This window comes from Paenibacillus sp. GD4 (assembly GCF_030846225.1).
GTDB lineage: Bacteria > Bacillota > Bacilli > Paenibacillales > NBRC-103111 > Paenibacillus_G > Paenibacillus_G silviterrae.
On sequence record NZ_JAVCYK010000002.1, the window covers coordinates 477,101 to 495,580 of the forward strand.

Genomic DNA, 18,480 nt, shown 5'->3' on the forward strand with positions numbered 1-18,480 from the left:
TCGCAGTCTACATGAAAAGACGTACTTTGTCGAAACATTCTTATTGATTAGATAGAAAAATAAGGATATTATATAATAAATATAATTGATTTATTATCCTACAGGCAAATTGTAACCGCATTCATTCATTTGATACTCTTAAAACTTTACATTGTGAATACAATTCCATGCAAGAGAGATAACAATTTACCTGTAGAATGATTAATAAATCAATTGATTTTACTAATTCAAAGGGGGTATCACAATGTCCAAAAATTATGGAAAGCTCACGATTTTAAGCTTGGTAGTCGCATTGTCCTCATCTGTACTTGCCGGGTGCGCCGGGGGGGCGCAAGAACAACAGCCGGCTCCCCAGCCGGGCACGAACTCGAAGGCGGAGGTCTACGATAACGGTCTGCCTAAGAATGATAAGGTAACTCTAAAGGTCGGATTTTTCATGGGGGGCTATGGGCGGGAATGGTTCGATTATGCCATCAAGTCCTTTACAGCGAAATATCCCAACGTCTCGTTCGATGTGACCGCTTCGGCGGACATGAAGAATATCCTGCAAACCAAAATCTCCGCAGGCAACGATAACGATATGTTTGACTTCTTCAATACTACGCCTCCAGCTGGAGCTTCCGGCATTGTATCGCTTGCTGAGGCTGGTAAGCTGGAGCCGTGGGACGATTTGTTTGACCGCAAGCTGCCGGATGCATCCACCAAGTCCTTGAAAGAGATGATGTTGCCGGGAATGTTCGAGTCGTTCACGCGTGTCAATGGGAAAATCTATGAATTTGCGACGGCAAGCTCCTTTGGGGGATTATTCTATAATAAAACGCTTTTCGAAAAAAACGGCTGGAATCAGAGTCCAAGAACCTGGGCCGAGTTTAACGAGCTTCTGGAGAAAATAAAAGCAACCGGCGTGAGCCCCATTACCTTCCCGGGCATTCATCCGAATTATTATGATTGGGCATTCGGGCCGGCTAAGCTTTTCGAATTAGCCGATATGAAGGGCGGCGCAGATAAGGCGATTGAAAACTTCAAAACCTATACCGGTCCTCAGTATACAAGTCCGGAAAGCCTCGAGCATTGGAATCGACTCTATGAGCTCGGCAAGAAAGGGTACTTTCCTGAAGGCCTGCCGGCTTTAACCCATACCCAATCCCAAATGCAGGTGATCCAAGGGCAAGCGGCTATGGTAGCGACTGGAAGTCACGTAGAGAACGAAATGAAAAAGTCAACGCCGGAGGATTTCAAGTGGGGCTTCATGGCCGTTCCATTCGTAGAGAACAAAAATCAAAAGATCTGGGTAAGAAGCGGTATCACGAACTTCCAGTATCTGTGGGCCGGCAAACCGGATTTGAACAAGAAATGGTCGAAGGAGTTTATCCTTTGGTTAATGACTTTGGAAAATCAGCAATTTGCTGCGGAGAAGTCCGGTGCACTTCCGATGCGTAAAGATATCATCGACGATGCAAGCAAAGTCGTCAAGCTGTCAAGCTCGGCTCAAGCGATCCTGAAGTACATTAAAGAAACCGATGCACGTACGTATAAAGCACACAGAACCATCAGCATCTCCGATCCGAACCTTGCCAAGGCGACCAAAATGGTGGAAGAAATGACAGTTAAGGTCGTTCTCGGCAAACAGGATCCGAAGCCGACTCTGGAGGAAGCGGAGCAGCTTCTGCAGAAAGCGGTGCAAGCCCAGAAGAAATAATCGGGTGACGGGCGGAGAGGCTCATCTCTCCGCTTTCCCTCATGATAGGAGTTGAATTCTTTTGTCCGATCAGGTCTCCACTGTACTGAAAGATCAGCGTACCTTGCCGTCCCGCAAGCTGGGGTTGGATAAAGCAAGCACGCAAAAGTGGCTGTTTCTTATTTTGGCCATCGTCCCTCCCTTTGGCGGATATCTGCTTTTTACCCTGTTCCCGAACATCTTATCCGTGTACTACGCCTTACTCGATTGGGATGGGCTGACCGAGCCCAAGTTTGTCGGCATTCAGAATTTCGTTACAGCATTACAGGACGAATATGTATGGCGTGCTCTGGGTCATAACGTCATTTTTATGATTACCATTCCTGTCCTGGTTGTCCTCATCTCTTTGCTGCTTGCCTATTTGGTTACTTACAAATCGTATTTCGAGAATGAGTTTTTGAAGATACTGTTCTTTTTTCCTAACGTTTTGTCCATCGTGGTGGTCGCTTTGCTCTGGGCGTTCATTTACGATGGCACGTATGGCTTGCTTAATGGTGCTTTGAAGCTCCTTGGTATGGATATGAAAAACTTTTATTGGCTTGGCAGCGAAGACACGGCGATTTGGGCGCTCATTCCGCCATGGGTATGGGGGGGCGTAGGCTTATATGTAATCATCTTCGTCAACGCAATGACGGCCATACCCAAATCGTTATATGAATCGGCCATACTTGAGGGCGCTAATCATATGACCCGTCTATTCTCCATCACGCTTCCTCTGATCATGCCTGTGGTTCGGGTAAGTGTACTATTCCTGGTTGTAGGAACACTCAAAACCTTCGAGCTCGTTCTGATCATGACGAACGGCGGTCCTTCCGGATCGACGGATGTCATCGGTCTCTATATGTTTAATCTTGCTTTTGGGAAAGAGTATATTAACTACGGTTACGCATCGGCTGTCGGTATGATCCTCTTCGTCATCTTGGTTACGGCGAAGCTGCTGATGGATAAATTTTTGCCGAACCGGGGTGTGGAGTACTAGTACGGAATAGAGGAGGGGAAACGCTTGAAAGAAAAGCGAACGTTCATGGACGTCATCTGGCGTCTGTTATTATACTGCTGGGGAATCACCATCTTGTTTCCGCTCATATGGGTTTTCTATGAATCTCTCAAAACGAATCCGGAATTTTTCAAGGATTTATGGAGTCTGCCCAAAAAAGCACAGTGGTCAAATTACGTCATCGCCTGGACGGAATACGGCTTCGGTCAATCGCTGCTGAATACGCTTTATTATGTAGGCGGAAGCCTGGTGCTCAGCCTTTTCTTCACAACGCTGAACGCCTATGCTCTTACCCGGGTAGAGTTCAAGGGGAGGAGCTTGATCTGGGGCTTGATCATGCTTTCCTTATTCCTGCCTGGTATTAATGCACTGGTTCCCCAATATGTTGTCATGAGAGAGCTGGGATTAACGAATAGCCTGACCGGCTTGATTCTGCTGTCTTCATTAGGGGAGAGTGTATTCTACTTAATGCTTCTTGGGGGATTTATGAAGTCCCTGCCGAAGGATTTGGAGGAAAGCGCGCACATCGACGGAGCTTCGATTTTTCAAGTATTCTGGAGGGTCATTGTGCCCTTGTCCACACCGGGGATTGTCACTGTAGCCATATTCAAGTTTCTGGGGTATTACAACAACTTTATGGGACCGTTCATTTATTTGAGCGACCCGAAGAAATATACCATTGCCGTGCAAATGTATCAAGCCAACAAGATGATGGAATATACGACGGACTGGGTAACCTTGTTTGCCGGTGTTAGTATCGCTATGGTTCCTTCAGTGATCGTATTTATCCTATTCCAAAAAATGATCATGCAAGGCGCGACATTAGGGGCAGTTAAAGGATAGGTTTCTTTATCCGTTTTTGGCCTTAGAGGAGACGAATGAAACGATGGCAATGGCAAATTATCGCTTCTTGCACTTGATTTAGACGGCACTACCTTAACAGATGATAAAAGGATCACAGAACATACTCGTCGCAAAATCTATGAAGCCGTCGACGCAGGGGTGACGGTCATTTTCTCCACAGGACGTGGGCGGCAGACGGCAGGGCAACTCTGGGATGAGCTCGGGCTTAACGCTCCCATGGTGCTTCTGAATGGAGCGGAGCTCTGGAAAGGTCCCAAACAGGTGTGGGAGCGGCATTTTCTTAGCCGTGAGGAGGTTCGCCAGCTGCACGCCATAGCAGTTAGAGTCAATGCCGGCTTCTGGGGCTACAGTGTCGAATGTCTTACTGGGGATAAGGACTGGACGGACGCGATGTTTGATTTGGACTGGATGAAGTTCGGCATTCGTCATGAGGATTCGGATGTTCTGAACGAGCTTCGCGACCAGGTTCGGGCCCTGGGGTCCCTAGAAATCACAGCCTCCGCATCCATTAATATGGAAATTTCAAGAGTAGGGATTACCAAGGAGTACGGAGTACGGAGGATATGTGAGTACCTTGGAATCGAGATGGAGGAGGTCATGGCGATCGGCGATCATCAGAATGATTTGAAGCTTATTCGAGCAGCGGGCTTCGGAGTGGCCATGGGCAACGCTGAAGAAGTAATCAAGCTTGCGGCGGATGCCGTGACGACAACCAATGAGCAAGACGGAGTGGCGACAGCGATAGAACGCTACTTATTCGGATAATCAATTTACATTTATGAGGAGTGCTGCAACATGAAGATTGCTGTGGTCGGCTGTGGAACGATGGGCCGTACACACGGGGCGGAGCTAGCCAGAATGCCGGGTGTCCATTTGGTTGGGTTTTGTGACATTCAAGAGGATGCTGCTCTCTTGCTTTCGAAAGCATATGAAACAAAGGCCTATTCTGATTTTGATCAAATGCTGGCAGAAGCAAATCCCGATATCGTAGATATTTGTTTGCCTACGAATTTACATAAAGAGTATGTCCTTCGGGCGGCTCGGAAGGGGAAGCATATCATTTGTGAGAAGCCGATCGCTATGGCCCCGGAGGATGCGGAGGAAATGATCGAGGAATGCCGGAAGCAAGGCGTCCGATTGTTTATAGGACATGTGGTGCGGTTTTTCCCGAGCTACGCGGACATTCGCCACAAGGCTGAACAAGGGGTCGTGGGCCGTCCCGGTGTACTTCATGCAAGACGAATGGGCGGACATCCGGGACTAGCCAAAGACTGGTACAACCACAGTGACATCAGCGGTGGAGTCATCCTAGATCTGATGATTCACGATATTGACTTTGCCCAGAGTATCTTCGGCAAGGTTGATTCGGTTTATGCTATGCACCGTAAGGGCGAAGGTCTGGAATACGCATTGGTTACTTTGAAATTTGAAGGCGGGGAAATGGCTCATCTAGAAGGGTACTGGGGCTATCCTGGGCCGTTCACGACCAGCGCCGAGCTTGCCGGGAGCGGAGGCGTCATTCGCTTTAACAGTGAGGAGTCTCTATCGATTCGCGTATGCAGGAAGACAGAGGCCGATAGCGAAGGACCGACGGTTGCCGTTCCGAAAAGCCCTACAGTTCATAGCCCATACTATCTTGAATTGGAGCATTTCATTGCATGTCTCCGTTCCGGACTTGAGCCGACGGTAACGGCAACGGATGCACTTAGCGCACTGCAGATCGGTCTTATGGCTATAGAATCAGCGGCGACGGGCCGTCCCGTGAAAATGAAAGAATATCGCAGCAAAAGGAAGGGAGAGGAACGTCAGCATGTCAAACATTAAGGTAGGGATGATCAGCTTCGCACACGGACATGCGGGCGGCTTTTTTGCACAGCTGCAGCGTTTGTCGGGAGTCGAAGTAACGGCTATTGCTGATGTGAATCGCTCCAGAGTAGAGCGTTACTTGACGGCGGATGAACGCATCCGGTATTATGCAGACTACCATGAACTGCTTCGGAGTGATTGTGATGCCGTGATCATCTGCTCTGAGAACATTCATCATGCAGAGATGACGATCGCCGCAGCGAAGGCGGGAAAGCATGTGTTATGTGAGAAGCCGTTGGGTCTTTCCATTCGTGAGATGAATGAAATGATCGATACCTGCCGAAGTTATGGGGTCCAGCTGATGACGGCGTTTCCTTGCCGGTTTCTTCCGGCCGTAATTCGGGCCAAAGAAGCTATCGAACGCGGGGATATCGGAGCGATCGTAGCGGTCAAGGCGACGAATCGCGGCACGATGCCGGGCGGCTGGTTTGTAGAACCGGCGCTATCGGGTGGCGGGGCGTTACTGGACCATTCCGTCCACGTTATGGATCTGCTGCACTGGATTCTGGACAGCCCGGTAAAGGAAGTTTACGCCGAGTCAGGGACGCTATTTCATGACATCCCTGTAGAGGATGCGGGCTTCGTTCACGTAACATTCGCGAGTGGGGCCTTTGCCTCCATTGATACCAGCTGGTCACGACCGAAAGCGTTTCCTTATTGGGGAGATGTCACATTGGAGATTGTCGGTACGAAAGGACTACTCTCCGTCGATGCTTTCGCACAAATCAACGAAGTGTATAGCGACGAAAGCCTCAAACCTAAGTGGAGCTACTGGGGAGACGATATGAACCGCAGCCTAGTGAAGGCATTCGTTCAAGCGATCCGCATGAACGAAGAAGTCCCCGTTACCGGGGTCGACGGTATGCGATCCACACTCGTAGCGTTGGCGGCATACGAGTCCGTACGCAGGGGATCGCCCGTTGCATTGGACGAAGCCTACGATTTCAATGGATAGTCCGTCCTAACGAACATAACGATACCGATGATAGGGAAGGTGAAAGTCCTTGGCTGAGCCAACACGGCAAACAGGGAGCATATCTCATTTAGATGAAAATATGAGGGTCCAAGAGCTCACGGGGGATCGCATGCACTGGTATTCCCCTCTCGAAGGAAACTTTCACGTTGCCGGATTCGCTTGGCTGCAGACCGATCGTGTTTATCGTCGGCTTCCATTGAAGCCCGAGGTTATGGTGCGGCCGGCCGTGAATGATCTCGCAAACTGCACCTCCGGCGGGCAAATCCGCTTCCAAACCGACTCCAGAAAGGTGTCCGTGCGAATCCGGCTTACCGGTGTTCCGGATATGTACCATATGCCTCCTACAGGAGAGGGAGGCATAGATGCGTACATTGGCATACCCGGGAGTATGGTCTACGCCGGAACGTCACGTTTCCCATCCGGTCAACTGGGTTACGAGAGTGAGCTTTTCGCTGGCTTGACGAACGAGGTACGCCAATTTACTCTCAATCTGCCCTTGTACAAGGGGGTCGAAGATATATGGATCGGTCTTGAGCCCGGGGCGATCGTCACTGCGCCTGCGCCTTATGATTCCAAGGAGCGTATCATTCTTTACGGTACCTCGATTACTCAAGGAGGCTGCGCCTCGCGTCCCGGCATGTCCTACTCCAATATCCTAAGCAGGAGAATCAACCGAGAGTTCATCAATCTGGGATTCTCGGGGAACGGCAAGGGGGAGCCGGAGCTTGCCCAGCTTGCTGCGCAAATTGGGGACCCTGCCTGTCTGGTTCTTGATTACGAAGGTAATTGTAGCACGGAGCTTTATTGCCGCACGTTACCTGAGTTTATTAGAATCTACCGGGAGGTTCATCCTTCCATCCCGATCATGGTAGTTTCCCGTATTGCGTATGGCACAGAGGCGCATAAACCGGAGGTGCTGCGAAGTCGATTGGAACGCAAGCAATTTCAGTCAGACCTTGTGCAACGGCTCCGTGAAGCGGGAGATACCTTGTTATTCTCCGTGGATGGATCGGAATGGCTAGGCCCTGAGCCCGCGGAAGCTACTGTAGACGGTGTGCATCCGACGGATCTCGGCTTTATGATGATGGCGAACGGCTTGGAGCCAATCCTTCGAGATATACTTACGATGAGGTGATTAACTTCAGTCAATAACCGTGAAGAAAAGGAGGCAGCCGGAATGACCGGTTGCCTTTTCTTCGCTATGTTTAATCCTACACATGTAGAAGCCGGCGCGATAGTAACCGGTGGCATTACTGCGACACCGGGCAGTATAATTCCATTTACTGTGGTACAATATGGGAAATCAGGAAATCAAAAACGGAGTGTCGTTTTGAAGCAAGAAGTTGCATGGGGAACGAAAAGTGGCCTTTCGAATACCAGCAGGAAGAACTAAAAATTAGGGAAGTATTGGCGGCCAAGCCCATTATTGATTTTATGGTCGGAGTAAGTGATTTAAAAGAAATTGAAGCATTTATTGAACCTTTAGCATCTAATGAGGACCAAAGCTAAGGAGATATTTGGAAATTCTACAAGATGAACGGATTGTTTGAGGGATATATGGGAATAACTGTATCTGTATCAGCTAACTATTCCTCAAAGGATGATTGCAATGTCCCTCGCGGTTCTGTCTTTAATGGCATGGATTGTGATGATTGTATTCGCGATTGTACCCAAAGGGTTAACGCTTAGGGAAATGGTTTTTCTATACTTCGTGATAGTAATCTTAACTATTACTCTATTTACTATACTTGATGTCAATTTGAACTGGGTTCCACTCACTCGAAGAGTAGAAGGTTCCTTTGCCATGTATATCTGTCGTTTTATCGTAATTCCTCTTCTAGTCCTGATGGCCGCATGTGTCCTCCTTTCACACTTAAAAACGAAATGGCGAGTGGCATTATCAGCGATCATCGTAATGGTATTATCCGGGGCAGACCAGATTTATTTGGGGCTTGATCTCATGGAATATGCGAATTGGAATGTATTCTATTCCGTTCTGATGTACGGGATATTTGTGGTCCTCATTTGGCGGATTGCCCATTGGTATAAAGGACTGGATAAGGAGGTCTCAAGTAAATCTTGAACGACATTCAGTACGATCATTCTTCTTTCAATATGAACGAGTGGTTTATCGTCATTGCACTCTTCTTTGGAGCCTTGATGGTGTTATGGCTGCCACGACGTTTTTCAAAAAAGACGGCCGGCGTATACCTCATGTGTGGCGTGTTTTGTGGCTTTTTTTTCGATCATACATTAAGTGTGCTTCCGGTTAGTTATTATGTAATTAATGATACTTCCCACTTTGAAGTGATGGACTTTTTTTCTCATGTGATGTATGCACCATACAGTTTTCTTTTCTTTTATCTATATGACTTATTCCACGTCAAACCGCATAATTCACTGGTCTACATTCTGGTGTGGGCATTTGTAAGTGCTGGGTTCGAGCGGTTGAGCGTTATCATTGGGATTTTTCATTACGAAAATGGATATAGCATCTATTATTCTTTCGGAATTTATTTAATGGTCTTAAGTCTTTGGGTGACTATATATCATGTCTTGAAAAATTATGGAGACAAACAATTTTAGCTTTTTCGGCTGTTTCATGAGGGAGCAGATCGCCGTGTCGGCAGCTGCACCCTGGTTCGCGTTAGAAGTGAACGTATTCTCACGCTAAACGAATGGACAACGGCTACACATGCACAATAAATAACTTTAGGTCAACCAAGATATAACGGGAGATGGTACCATGACGGCTTATGAGAAACCGCCCTTGACCATGAACGAAATCGAAGAAGTATTGCGTGACCATCTCGGGCCTGGTGCGGCAGAGATTACGCCGATGTCCGGCGGAAATTTGAGCAGCGTGTTTACGAAAGAATCGAATTTTATACAGATCATTTAATTGAAAACCCGTTTACCGGTTATAAAGTAGATGTTATGGGAGTGAGTACACTAGAGGCCTACGCTGTTGCATTTGAGGTTTTCGTTTCTCATTCTATGGAAGATAAAAAGAAAATGAATTTCAAACTAAATGGTTTACCCTACATTGAGTTGATTCCAATACCAGGACCAAATAATTCATTTAGTTTTTCAATTTCAGATTTACATATTGATGATTTCTTTAATGATGCTTGGGGAAATGCTTTTGACACCTTCTATAGTTTGGAAAAGGAACGAATTATGGATGCAGTAAACCTTGAACTTCAGGAACTAGCCCTACAGGAAGTTATGCTTATGGCCGACCGAGAGCGAAAGGAAAAGATTAAAATAAGTAAGAAGGAAGTCCAGTTGCAGGCGATAGAAGAACTTGTAGATGCGTTGCTTGATCAGGATACACGGATACTTACATCTGAGGAACCGGACAACCGACTCACAAAGATGGATTTCTTCTTTAGAATGCCATATAAAATCGATCCTCGTGTAGTACGCATTAACAGTGTAAAAGTCATTAAAAAGGGTGATTTGGAGTACTTTCTCGCTTACCCAACAGGTTCAGATGAAAAAACGGGCGGAGTATTCCTAAACCCTTCACATACACTAAAATCTATTATAGAAAAGCTAATGCCGTTTTATCCTATAGAGTTAATTACAGACGTAAATCATCAGGGCAAGAGAAGCGCAGTTAGCCTACGTATCTCGAATCTTATCGAACCAAATGAGTATGATCGTGTATACATAGATCAATTAAGTAATATATTGAAAAGCTTGAAACATTCATTGATAAATGATGAGACTTTAAAATGATATCTTCAAAAGACACTGCATACCACTTATCAGACTTTAACCACCACGGGACGATGCTTTATAGAAGATAGTGAATGGGAAAGGAGATGCGAATGTGAACCGAGGACGATATGGCTTAATTATTGCAGAGGACAGAGAAAAAGCGAGAGAAAATTTAATAAGGCTGATCTTGCAGTGGACGAAGATATGAGAAAAAGAGACTGTCATTCTCTTATGATAGAGGTTATTGACTCGGGTAATCCAGCCCTTCCGGAGAGGATTGTATCCTGATGTGAACCAAGTTCTAAACTAAAAGCACTCCAAGGCAATGCCGAATCGAAAAACAGAACGAGCCTACCGAGGCTGAATTGATGCAAGAAGCTGACCAGATACGTGCCAGTCGGGAGCGACGTCTATATGGAAATATATTATAGCCGTGAAGTATTGCCCGCGCGTAGTCCACGGATTTTCAAATGTTTAATTTCGCGTCTCGATGGATAAATTATACCATATAGAGTATTTATGGCGATTAAATAAATGGAAAAGAGGACAGCAAGTATGGGGGATTCCTACGTCTTTGGTGGTGGTAGCATACTTTTTTCCCGGAGCATCGAAAACGAAACCGGACGGAAGTGATCGGTTTAGAACTGACATGATGAGAGTAAGAGAGACATGGAAAATTCCCTTTGTGGAGTTAAATCCAATAGAATTAACTCAACAAGAAGCAAATGAAATTAATTTGCAACAATGAGATATAGATTGTGCTAATCCTTTCTTAGCTAGTACTTCAGGCGCAAATAACCCCGCTCGCGCACAGATGGCCCGAAGAAGATATTGGGATGATGTTAAACTCAATCTCTTTGGGAATTGGATCTCTCTTTTTTATGTACCCTTTCCTATATTTCCAGACGGTAAAACCATTGGATGTGCGTATTCTCAAGTCGGAAACCCTGTATATCATTACATTATTATGACGGAGGATTCGAACAAACCGGAAAATCAAAGTTGTTTGGCACATGAAATTGGACATATTCTTTTTGGTACGGTTCCCGGTCAAAATAACCATGATCCAACCGGTCCAGAAACTCCAACGTTAATTCAAAATGATGATGGAACTACAACTACAATCTTGCCTAGACATAGTTTGAAACCAGATAATGTGATGTGGTCGCCATCTGGAAACAATACTGTTATTGAACCTAGTCAGCGTGAAAAAGCATTAAAATCGAGAATACTAACGTCTATAACACCGCCAGATGTATGGGATAATTGATGGCCAGTATAATTAGATTACATAAATTAATATTGGACTCGCATTCTTGTTCAATTCAATGGAGCACACTTTAGTTTACGGCTTGGTCTACAGGTATTTATGAACTCAGCGATGATAAGACAACAGAACGGCTCCCATATGGCGTCAAACGGAAGAAAGCACTAAAGTTAACAATTGAAAGATGCCGGCATCCGCTGACTTACTCTTACATTAGTCTACAAAGCGGACGCACTGGCATCGAAAATCGAAACACATCAATGAAAAAAAGCAGTTCATCCCTAGCGGAGAGGAGCTGCTTTTTTGCATTGTTCCACGGGAGGGGAATCGGCTGCCAGGACTGAAATCGTGTTAGACTGGAAAATAAAGTTCTAGACTAACGCGGCGGCGCGAACTAACGGGTGCCGCGCAGGGGGCGCCCACAGGGTTGCAAGAGTTTTTGCAACTTGTACTCAACTTGTCCGGACTTTCTTGTCACTAATGAATGGATGTCTTATCGTTGGTTGGACTCTGATCAAAGGAAGCAGTTTCAAAAGTAATATCGCTGCGGAACACACAAGGGGGATAGTAACTCATGTTTATCAATGCAGTGAACAATAAACTATCGTCGAAGAATTTCCAAAGTTTTAGTTTCGAAATAGGTGGAACGTACATCCATGACAAAGGATATCATTTTGTAAAAGATGATCCGTCAATCATTTTTGGGCACCCTGGATTTGAAAATCCAAATGAATTTAGATATCTTGAAGTTGAGCCTTTAGAAGAACCTTACGAACCTTATAATGATGGGACCTATATAGCCAGAAAGATAAAAATAATAAGGGAAATACCAATTGGAGAAATAAGAGTGATGACTAAAAATAAAGGTTGGTTTAATCAAAATAATGATGGATCTTAGTATTGAAGAAGGCATCTGGTTTGGATAATTTGGAGCTCGCCGTTGGCTGTGTTGTAGAGGAGAATTCCTCCCCCGGTTCATCAACTTGTCCAAAGTCTACTTTAAGTCAACTCTGGCATCTGGGATCATACCGGTGAAGCAAAAGGGAAATGAATTTTTATGTGGCACCTATAAATTAGGATTAGTAAATGAATGGAATTTCAAATTAATCTCCATTGATGAATCCTCAGTACGCGCCTTTTGTAGTGGAAGCATTCAACACATTAGAGTAGGTCATAGAACGGCAAGCCCTAGTCATCCATCCTTTGAGATTGAATTCAGTACAAAAAAAGAAAAATGACATGTGGCAAATAGTTTCCGTTCGGCGATATTCTTAGCTTGGTTGAATAACTACTGATTGTTAGCTGCTACAGGCAATATAAAGTTACTGGAGGGCATAGGCTTAAAGGTCGAGAGTACAAGACCTTACATACGAGCCGCAGCGCCGGTATTATTGATGGGTCATAATTATCACAGAACTCAGTAGTGAGTTAGGGAATTCTTCTTAAACTAAAAATCAATTTTAATAGCGCATTTTAAGCTTATTGGAAGGTATGCCTAAAGGAATTTGCTCGTAAGATGGCCGCGGCCGTTAAGCTAACGGGAGGATAGTTTCAATTGTCTTTAACCAGCCCAATAAACCGGATGGATTGGTCCTGGTGGCAAGGTTGATTTTCCTGAAAGCCTCACTGAGGGGGCTATTCGAGAGGTTTGGGAAGAGACAGGGTTAAAGGTGAACGATTTAGTTTACAAAGGTTTAGATGAATACGTGGACCCGAAAAAAAAAACTCCGAAAAGGGGTGTTTGGATGTTCAAGATTGGAGCGTTTGCGAAACTGAGCGGTGTGACGGTGAAGACGTTGCGCCATTATGACGAACTCGGCTTGTTAAAGCCTGCGCGGGTAAATGAAGAAACGGGTTATCGTTTTTATACAGCGGAACAGCTGCTAACCATCCGTCGCATTGCAGGGTTCAAAGAGCAGGGCTTAACACTCGAGATGATGCGACCGCTGCTGGCCGAACGTGCCACTCTGATGCAAGTGGAGCGTACGCTGCTTGAGAAGCGGAAGGAGCTGGAGCTCCAGATACAAGAGGCTCAGAGACAAATTGCTGAGGTCGATGATCGCCTCGTGCGTATTGAACGGCATGCAGCGGCTGCAGAGGAAGGTATGTTCTCGTTTCGAAGTGTGGAGCCGATTCTCGTCGCTTCCGTCCGGGAGTTATTGCCGAAAGGCCAACTGTGTCTGCTGCTCGATGAACTAAAGCAGTATGTCCGCTCACATGGCGAAGAGTCGGACAGGGAGATGACGATCGTATGGCATAGAAGGGCCAATTGCGATGAAGAGCCTTCGGACATCGAGGTCGCTATTCCTATTTCGAAATCGATCCCTATTAGCCGCAGAGTGACGATTCATGAATTGCCCGGCGTTAAGGAAGCGGCTTCTTATATCCATCAATGCGACCCGTATAAAGATAAGTGCAAGGCAAGTGAGGCGCTGCGGGCATGGATCGCTAACCAGGGCTACCGTCCGATCGAGACGATTCCGGTCCGGGAGATTTATCTAACGGCAGACAAAGATATTTATGGCCAGTTGCGAATCGCTGAGGCGGTCGTGCCGGTTGAACGGATCTGAAAAGAAATGGGAACCACTCTTGACTCTCCCCTTATGGGGAGGGTTTATCATAACATTAACAAATAGATAAGGAGTGGATTACATGAATATGAAGCGTTTAGAAGGCCGAATCGCAGTCGTCACAGGAGCTAGTCGAGGGATCGGGAGAGGGATCGCACTGCGCCTCGCAGCTGAAGGTGCTCTTGTCGCCGTACATTACGGCACACGGAGGGACGCGGCGGAGGAGACGATCTCCGCGATCGAAGCAGTAGGCGGCTCAGCCTTCGCCGTCGGCGCAGAGTTGGATTCCCTAGGCGGAATCGATCAGCTCCTTCAGAGCTTAGATGAGGAACTCATCCGCAGGACCGGCAGCATCCAATTCGATATCTTGGTCAACAATGCCGGCATCGGCACATCCTCGTCATTTGAAGAGACGAGAGAAGAGGACTTCGATCTGCTGTTCGCGGTCAATGTCAAAGCGCCATTTTTCCTCGTCCAGCAATCACTCGGACGCTTGCGTGACGGTGGTCGCATTATTAATATCTCATCCGGAGTGACACGCATTGCCTATCCGCATATCATGACCTACAATCTAACCAAAGGCGCTCTCAATACGTTCACCTTGCACCTGGCACAGCTTCTGGGTCCGCGGGGCATCACCGTGAACGCAGTCATGCCCGGTATCGTCGATACGGACGTCAACGCGTCTTGGCTGCACACGCCTGATGGCCGTAAGTTTGCCGTTGAGATGTCGGCGCTTGGACGTATCGGAGAACCCTCAGATATCGCGGACATCGTCGCCTTCGCAGCGTCGCCGGACGGCCGATGGATAACGGGACAGATGATCGATGCAACCGGCGGTTCACATTTGTAAGCTATGTTAGGAAAAGAGCTAATGTGGGCGAAAGAACAGCGTGATCCTACTTCCACAATGTGTTAAAATTGAAACAAAGTTTCTTTTCCCAGGTGATCGGCACTTCATCATCCTATAAAGCGTATCAATCAGAGCATGCTTAGGAGGAATTTAAGATATGCCAAAGCGAATTCTGCTCGCAGAGGATGACCATGAAATCACCCAGTTGATTGAAAGTCATCTAAAACAGGAGAATTACACGGTTTTTTCGGCTCTTGACGGCGAGGAGGCTGCGGCTTTTATTGAAAAGGAGACGGTCGATTTAATATTGCTTGATTTGATGCTCCCCAAGATCAACGGCATGGATTTGCTTAAACGAATCCGGGAATCAAGCGTTGTCCCCGTCTTGATTATTTCTGCAAAAGGTAGCGACCTCGACAAGGCGCTAGGCCTTGGCTTTGGTGCGGATGATTATCTAAGCAAGCCATTCTCCATGATAGAATTGACCGCTAGAGTGCAGGCTGCGATTCGAAGGGCGACGCAATATACGCAAACGGAAAGCAAGCCGGCCGATCTGCCTACGATTTCGTTTAAGGATCTCATCCTCGATTTACATATGTTTTCCGCGAAAGTTAAAGGAAAGAGCGTACGGCTTACCTTAAAAGAATTTCATATTTTGAAGCTGTTTCTAACCCATCGGAGCAGAGTTTTCACTAAGGAGCAAATTTATCAACTGATTTGGGAAGACGATTATTACGGGAACGAGAACGTCATTAATGTTCACATCCGGAGACTACGGGAGAAAATCGAAGAGGATCCGTCAACCCCGCAATATATTCAGACGATTTGGGGAATCGGATACAAGATGGGCGACTAGGATATGGTTCTTCTATTATTAATCATAATTGGCGTATTGGCAGCTATCATTGGCTGGCAATTTGTTGCCCAAAGGAAATTCAAACAGAATATCCATGAAATTATGCAGAACATCTCAGACATCATTGAACATGAAACGGCCGAGAAAGTGCTGGTTCCAACCGACCAGGACACGATTCGGCAGTTGCTCATCCAGATCAACCGTCTCCTGGATTATAACCAGAAGATCATTGCGGACTATGCCAAAACAAAGGACAGCCAGCGGAAAATGATCTCCAATATGTCCCATGATTTGAAGACTCCGCTGACCATCATTTTGGGTTATACAGAAAAACTGAATCAGGCGACAACGTTGACCAGGCAAGAAGAACGGCAGATTCATGTGCGGCTGAACGATAAAGTGAACAGTCTGATCGCATTGGTCAATCAATATTTTGACCTTGTCAAGATCGAATCGGAAGACTACGAGATCCCTTTAAGCAAACTATCCCTGAGCGAGGTTTGCCGGCAGAGCGTGCTTGAGTTTTATGACCTGCTAATGTCAAAGAACCTTCGTGTCGAGCTTGAAATACCTGAACGCCCCTTTTATATCCTTGGTAACGAGCATGCCCTGCATCGAATATTAAGCAACCTAATATCGAATTCCATTCGGTATGGAAGTGACGGAGGAGTTTTTGGGTTAACGGTTCGGGATGAAGGAGAATTCGTTGCCGTTGACGTTTGGGACCGGGGCAAAGGAATTGCAGAGATGCACCAGGATCGCGTATTCGAAAGGTTATATACCTTAGATGATGCCCGAAATCCGCAATTTCAAGGAAGCGGGCTGGGCCTTAGTATCTCAAAACGTCTAACGGAGGAAATGAAAGGGACGATCCGTCTAAGCAGCTCGCCTTTTGAGAAAACGACCTTTACCTGCAAGTTTAAGCAATTAACTTATTAACGTTTTATGAGATGTTCTGTTGCTGCTGAACATCTCTTTTATTTTTGTTTTAAAAGTGAACAGAAAGCTGTTCCATTCTTAAGAAACAAGTAAGGAATGGGAAAGAAAAAACTCGATTCTGTAGTCTATGATAGAAAGTAGCAACAGGAAGTGCAGTGAAACCAAGGGAGGTTCAGATAAAATGAATACGGTCATTCGAACTTTTGAACTGACAAAAGCAGTAAAAGGAAGAACCATCGTATCCAATGTCAATCTTAACGTAAAAAAAGGCGAAATCTACGGCTTGCTGGGACCTAACGGCGCTGGTAAAACCACGATTATGAAAATGCTCACTGGGCTCATCATTCCAACCTCAGGAGAGATCATGCTGTTTGGCAAGAAACTTGTCGAAACCTCCAAAGAAAGCTTGAAGCGCGTTGGGAGCATAATTGAATACCCAATCTTTTTTGAGCACCTAACGGCAATGGAGAATCTTCAGATTCACTGTGAGTACTTGGGCTTTTATGATAAGAAGGCTATTTACCAAGCGCTGGATCTGGTTCAATTAAAAGGAATCGAAGATAAAAAAGTGAAGGATTTCTCACTCGGCATGAAGCAGCGTCTGGGGATTGCCCGAGCCGTGATTACTAAGCCGGAGCTGATCGTACTGGATGAACCGACCAATGGATTGGATCCGATAGGCATTAAAGACATGAGGGACCTGATTCGAACGCTAAACAAGGAATATGGAATCACGTTTCTCTTTTCCAGCCATATCTTAGGGGAAATTGAGCAGGTCGCGGACAGAATCGGCGTCATTCAGCAGGGACAATTGATCGATGAGGTGTCATTGTCAGACATTAGACAGCGGAGGACCGATTATATTGAGCTTGTAACTTCGAACGTGCAAAGATCAGCTTTTTTACTGGAGCAGGAGCTTCATATTTCCAATCTAAAAATCGTACAGGACAAGAGAATCCGCATCTATGATGCAGGTATCTCTACCGGGCAAATCTCAAAGCTGCTCATTTCGCAAGATATTGAAATCGAAGAGATCCGGAAACATACTAGTACGCTGGAAGACTACTTTTATCATCAAATCCAAGGAGGAGATAAGCTTGCTTAAGCTGATTGAACTCGAATGGAGAAAGCTAGAGCAGAAAAAAGTGATCGGTGAAGTTATGATTTATTGGGTCATTCTTATGTTTTTGCCGGTTTTCTTTCTCGAGGTTGTGTTTACAGATATGCCGACGGTTCGTTTTGGCGAGAGCTACGCTGCAGCGATTGAACTGATGTTGCCGATCCAGATGGGGTTCCTTTTGTTTGGAGCGTCTTTAATCAATCATGTATTTATTGAAGAGTATAAGAAAAAAACAATGGCTCTTTCCTTTGGATACCCTCTAAGCCGACGAAGACTCGTTATGGCGAAAGTACTGTTTATCGCATTGGCGGTTTTCTTTGGTACGCTAGTATCCTTTGTGCTGGCGGGTATCACGACCTATGGGCTTGATCAGGTACTTGATGTGATTGATGGGAAGCCGACGGCAGCAGACCTGATAACTTATGCAGTCCGGATGATTATTCATTCCATTGTAGTCGCGCTCGCCTCGTTGATTCCACTATTTTGGTTTGGGATTTGGAAACGGGCGGTCATCCCAACGGTCATTTGTGCCATTACCCTCATGCAGTTTCCAAATTTTCTTGGTCTTCTTCGGATCACGCTGAATCCGGATCTGCTTTATGCGGCACTTAGTCTTTTAGGTGTGGCAAGTGTCTACTTGTCCGTTAAACTGGTAAATAAATTGGGGGATCTGTAGTATTGCAAGCTGATCCCGCACATTGGATCGTA

General features: G+C 46.0%; 20 protein-coding genes and 1 pseudogene. All 21 read left to right on the top strand.

The window, feature by feature from the left end; genetic code table 11:
• Window positions 1–244 precede the first annotated feature (244 nt).
• The 21 genes and pseudogenes from RAC89_RS25220 to RAC89_RS25315 all read left to right on the top strand — a co-directional run bounded on the left by RAC89_RS25220 (window position 245) and on the right by RAC89_RS25315 (window position 18,448).
• Window positions 245–1,699, top strand: a complete 1,455-nt coding sequence (locus RAC89_RS25220) for an extracellular solute-binding protein (RefSeq protein ID WP_306616497.1) — start codon at window positions 245–247, stop codon at window positions 1,697–1,699.
• Window positions 1,700–1,760: 61 nt separating this feature from the next.
• Entirely contained in the window at window positions 1,761–2,717 is a 957-nt protein-coding gene (locus tag RAC89_RS25225; protein WP_306616498.1) for a carbohydrate ABC transporter permease, read from the top strand.
• Window positions 2,718–2,741: 24 nt separating this feature from the next.
• Window positions 2,742–3,578 carry a carbohydrate ABC transporter permease gene (locus RAC89_RS25230; protein WP_306616499.1) on the top strand — a complete coding sequence of 279 codons (837 nt, stop codon included), beginning with the start codon at window positions 2,742–2,744 and terminating at the stop codon, window positions 3,576–3,578.
• A gap of 111 nt (window positions 3,579–3,689) precedes the next feature.
• Window positions 3,690–4,364 carry an HAD-IIB family hydrolase gene (locus RAC89_RS25235; RefSeq protein WP_373430106.1) on the top strand — a complete coding sequence of 225 codons (675 nt, stop codon included), beginning with the start codon at window positions 3,690–3,692 and terminating at the stop codon, window positions 4,362–4,364.
• Between the two features lie 30 nt (window positions 4,365–4,394).
• Window positions 4,395–5,423 carry a Gfo/Idh/MocA family protein gene (locus tag RAC89_RS25240; RefSeq protein WP_306616500.1) on the top strand — a complete coding sequence of 343 codons (1,029 nt, stop codon included), beginning with the start codon at window positions 4,395–4,397 and terminating at the stop codon, window positions 5,421–5,423.
• Window positions 5,410–6,420, top strand: coding sequence for a Gfo/Idh/MocA family protein (locus tag RAC89_RS25245; protein WP_306616501.1), 1,011 nt, complete (start codon window positions 5,410–5,412; stop codon window positions 6,418–6,420). Before RAC89_RS25240 ends, RAC89_RS25245 begins: the two co-directional genes overlap by 14 nt.
• Before the next feature lie 100 nt (window positions 6,421–6,520).
• Window positions 6,521–7,576, top strand: coding sequence for an SGNH/GDSL hydrolase family protein (locus RAC89_RS25250; protein WP_306616502.1), 1,056 nt, complete (start codon window positions 6,521–6,523; stop codon window positions 7,574–7,576).
• A 212-nt stretch (window positions 7,577–7,788) separates the two neighbouring features.
• Entirely contained in the window at window positions 7,789–7,950 is a 162-nt protein-coding gene (locus RAC89_RS25255) for a GrpB family protein (protein ID WP_306616503.1), read from the top strand.
• Window positions 7,951–8,332: 382 nt separating this feature from the next.
• The gene (locus tag RAC89_RS25260) at window positions 8,333–8,524 is read left to right on the top strand and encodes a hypothetical protein (RefSeq protein ID WP_306616504.1); all 192 of its coding nucleotides are present in this window, start codon (window positions 8,333–8,335) and stop codon (window positions 8,522–8,524) included.
• Window positions 8,521–9,027 carry a hypothetical protein gene (locus RAC89_RS25265; protein WP_306616505.1) on the top strand — a complete coding sequence of 169 codons (507 nt, stop codon included), beginning with the start codon at window positions 8,521–8,523 and terminating at the stop codon, window positions 9,025–9,027. The genes RAC89_RS25260 and RAC89_RS25265 overlap by 4 nt, the downstream gene beginning before the upstream one ends.
• Before the next feature lie 160 nt (window positions 9,028–9,187).
• The gene (locus tag RAC89_RS25270) at window positions 9,188–9,343 is read left to right on the top strand and encodes a hypothetical protein (RefSeq protein ID WP_306616506.1); all 156 of its coding nucleotides are present in this window, start codon (window positions 9,188–9,190) and stop codon (window positions 9,341–9,343) included.
• A gap of 41 nt (window positions 9,344–9,384) precedes the next feature.
• Window positions 9,385–10,185 (top strand): hypothetical protein, encoded by an 801-nt coding sequence (locus RAC89_RS25275; RefSeq protein WP_306616507.1) that lies wholly within the window; start codon window positions 9,385–9,387, stop codon window positions 10,183–10,185.
• 949 nt (window positions 10,186–11,134) lie between these two features.
• Window positions 11,135–11,437, top strand: coding sequence for a hypothetical protein (locus RAC89_RS25280; RefSeq protein ID WP_306616508.1), 303 nt, complete (start codon window positions 11,135–11,137; stop codon window positions 11,435–11,437).
• A 571-nt stretch (window positions 11,438–12,008) separates the two neighbouring features.
• On the top strand, window positions 12,009–12,332 hold the full coding sequence (locus RAC89_RS25285) for a DUF7666 domain-containing protein (protein WP_306616509.1): 324 nt from the start codon (window positions 12,009–12,011) through the stop codon (window positions 12,330–12,332).
• Window positions 12,333–13,020: 688 nt separating this feature from the next.
• Window positions 13,021–13,173 (top strand): annotated as a pseudogene (locus tag RAC89_RS31780) (NUDIX domain-containing protein); the annotation flags it as partial.
• A gap of 6 nt (window positions 13,174–13,179) precedes the next feature.
• Entirely contained in the window at window positions 13,180–14,004 is an 825-nt protein-coding gene (locus RAC89_RS25290; protein ID WP_373430059.1) for a MerR family transcriptional regulator, read from the top strand.
• A gap of 88 nt (window positions 14,005–14,092) precedes the next feature.
• The gene (locus RAC89_RS25295) at window positions 14,093–14,857 is read left to right on the top strand and encodes an SDR family oxidoreductase (RefSeq protein ID WP_306617785.1); all 765 of its coding nucleotides are present in this window, start codon (window positions 14,093–14,095) and stop codon (window positions 14,855–14,857) included.
• A gap of 157 nt (window positions 14,858–15,014) precedes the next feature.
• The gene (locus RAC89_RS25300; RefSeq protein WP_306616510.1) at window positions 15,015–15,713 is read left to right on the top strand and encodes a response regulator transcription factor; all 699 of its coding nucleotides are present in this window, start codon (window positions 15,015–15,017) and stop codon (window positions 15,711–15,713) included.
• 3 nt (window positions 15,714–15,716) lie between these two features.
• Window positions 15,717–16,652 carry a sensor histidine kinase gene (locus RAC89_RS25305; RefSeq protein WP_306616511.1) on the top strand — a complete coding sequence of 312 codons (936 nt, stop codon included), beginning with the start codon at window positions 15,717–15,719 and terminating at the stop codon, window positions 16,650–16,652.
• Window positions 16,653–16,833: 181 nt separating this feature from the next.
• Window positions 16,834–17,757: an ABC transporter ATP-binding protein gene (locus tag RAC89_RS25310; protein WP_306616512.1), complete on the top strand. Its 924-nt coding sequence runs from the start codon at window positions 16,834–16,836 to the stop codon at window positions 17,755–17,757.
• On the top strand, window positions 17,750–18,448 hold the full coding sequence (locus tag RAC89_RS25315; RefSeq protein ID WP_306616513.1) for an ABC transporter permease: 699 nt from the start codon (window positions 17,750–17,752) through the stop codon (window positions 18,446–18,448). Before RAC89_RS25310 ends, RAC89_RS25315 begins: the two co-directional genes overlap by 8 nt.
• The last annotated feature ends 32 nt before the right edge of the window (window positions 18,449–18,480 follow it).

Excerpts from the sequence above, each read along its gene's own strand:
- RAC89_RS25220 (WP_306616497.1), top strand. The coding sequence starts at position 245 with ATGTCCAAAAATTATGGAAAGCTCACGATTTTAAGCTTGGTAGTCGCA.
- RAC89_RS25240 (WP_306616500.1), top strand. The coding sequence starts at position 4,395 with ATGAAGATTGCTGTGGTCGGCTGTGGAACGATGGGCCGTACACACGGG.
- RAC89_RS25245 (WP_306616501.1), top strand. The coding sequence starts at position 5,410 with ATGTCAAACATTAAGGTAGGGATGATCAGCTTCGCACACGGACATGCG.
- RAC89_RS25250 (WP_306616502.1), top strand. The coding sequence starts at position 6,521 with ATGAGGGTCCAAGAGCTCACGGGGGATCGCATGCACTGGTATTCCCCT.
- RAC89_RS25255 (WP_306616503.1), top strand. The coding sequence starts at position 7,789 with ATGGGGAACGAAAAGTGGCCTTTCGAATACCAGCAGGAAGAACTAAAA.
- RAC89_RS25270 (WP_306616506.1), top strand. The coding sequence starts at position 9,188 with ATGACGGCTTATGAGAAACCGCCCTTGACCATGAACGAAATCGAAGAA.
- RAC89_RS25280 (WP_306616508.1), top strand. The coding sequence starts at position 11,135 with ATGACGGAGGATTCGAACAAACCGGAAAATCAAAGTTGTTTGGCACAT.
- RAC89_RS25285 (WP_306616509.1), top strand. The coding sequence starts at position 12,009 with ATGTTTATCAATGCAGTGAACAATAAACTATCGTCGAAGAATTTCCAA.
- RAC89_RS25290 (WP_373430059.1), top strand. The coding sequence starts at position 13,180 with ATGTTCAAGATTGGAGCGTTTGCGAAACTGAGCGGTGTGACGGTGAAG.
- RAC89_RS25295 (WP_306617785.1), top strand. The coding sequence starts at position 14,093 with ATGAAGCGTTTAGAAGGCCGAATCGCAGTCGTCACAGGAGCTAGTCGA.
- RAC89_RS25300 (WP_306616510.1), top strand. The coding sequence starts at position 15,015 with ATGCCAAAGCGAATTCTGCTCGCAGAGGATGACCATGAAATCACCCAG.
- RAC89_RS25305 (WP_306616511.1), top strand. The coding sequence starts at position 15,717 with ATGGTTCTTCTATTATTAATCATAATTGGCGTATTGGCAGCTATCATT.
- RAC89_RS25310 (WP_306616512.1), top strand. The coding sequence starts at position 16,834 with ATGAATACGGTCATTCGAACTTTTGAACTGACAAAAGCAGTAAAAGGA.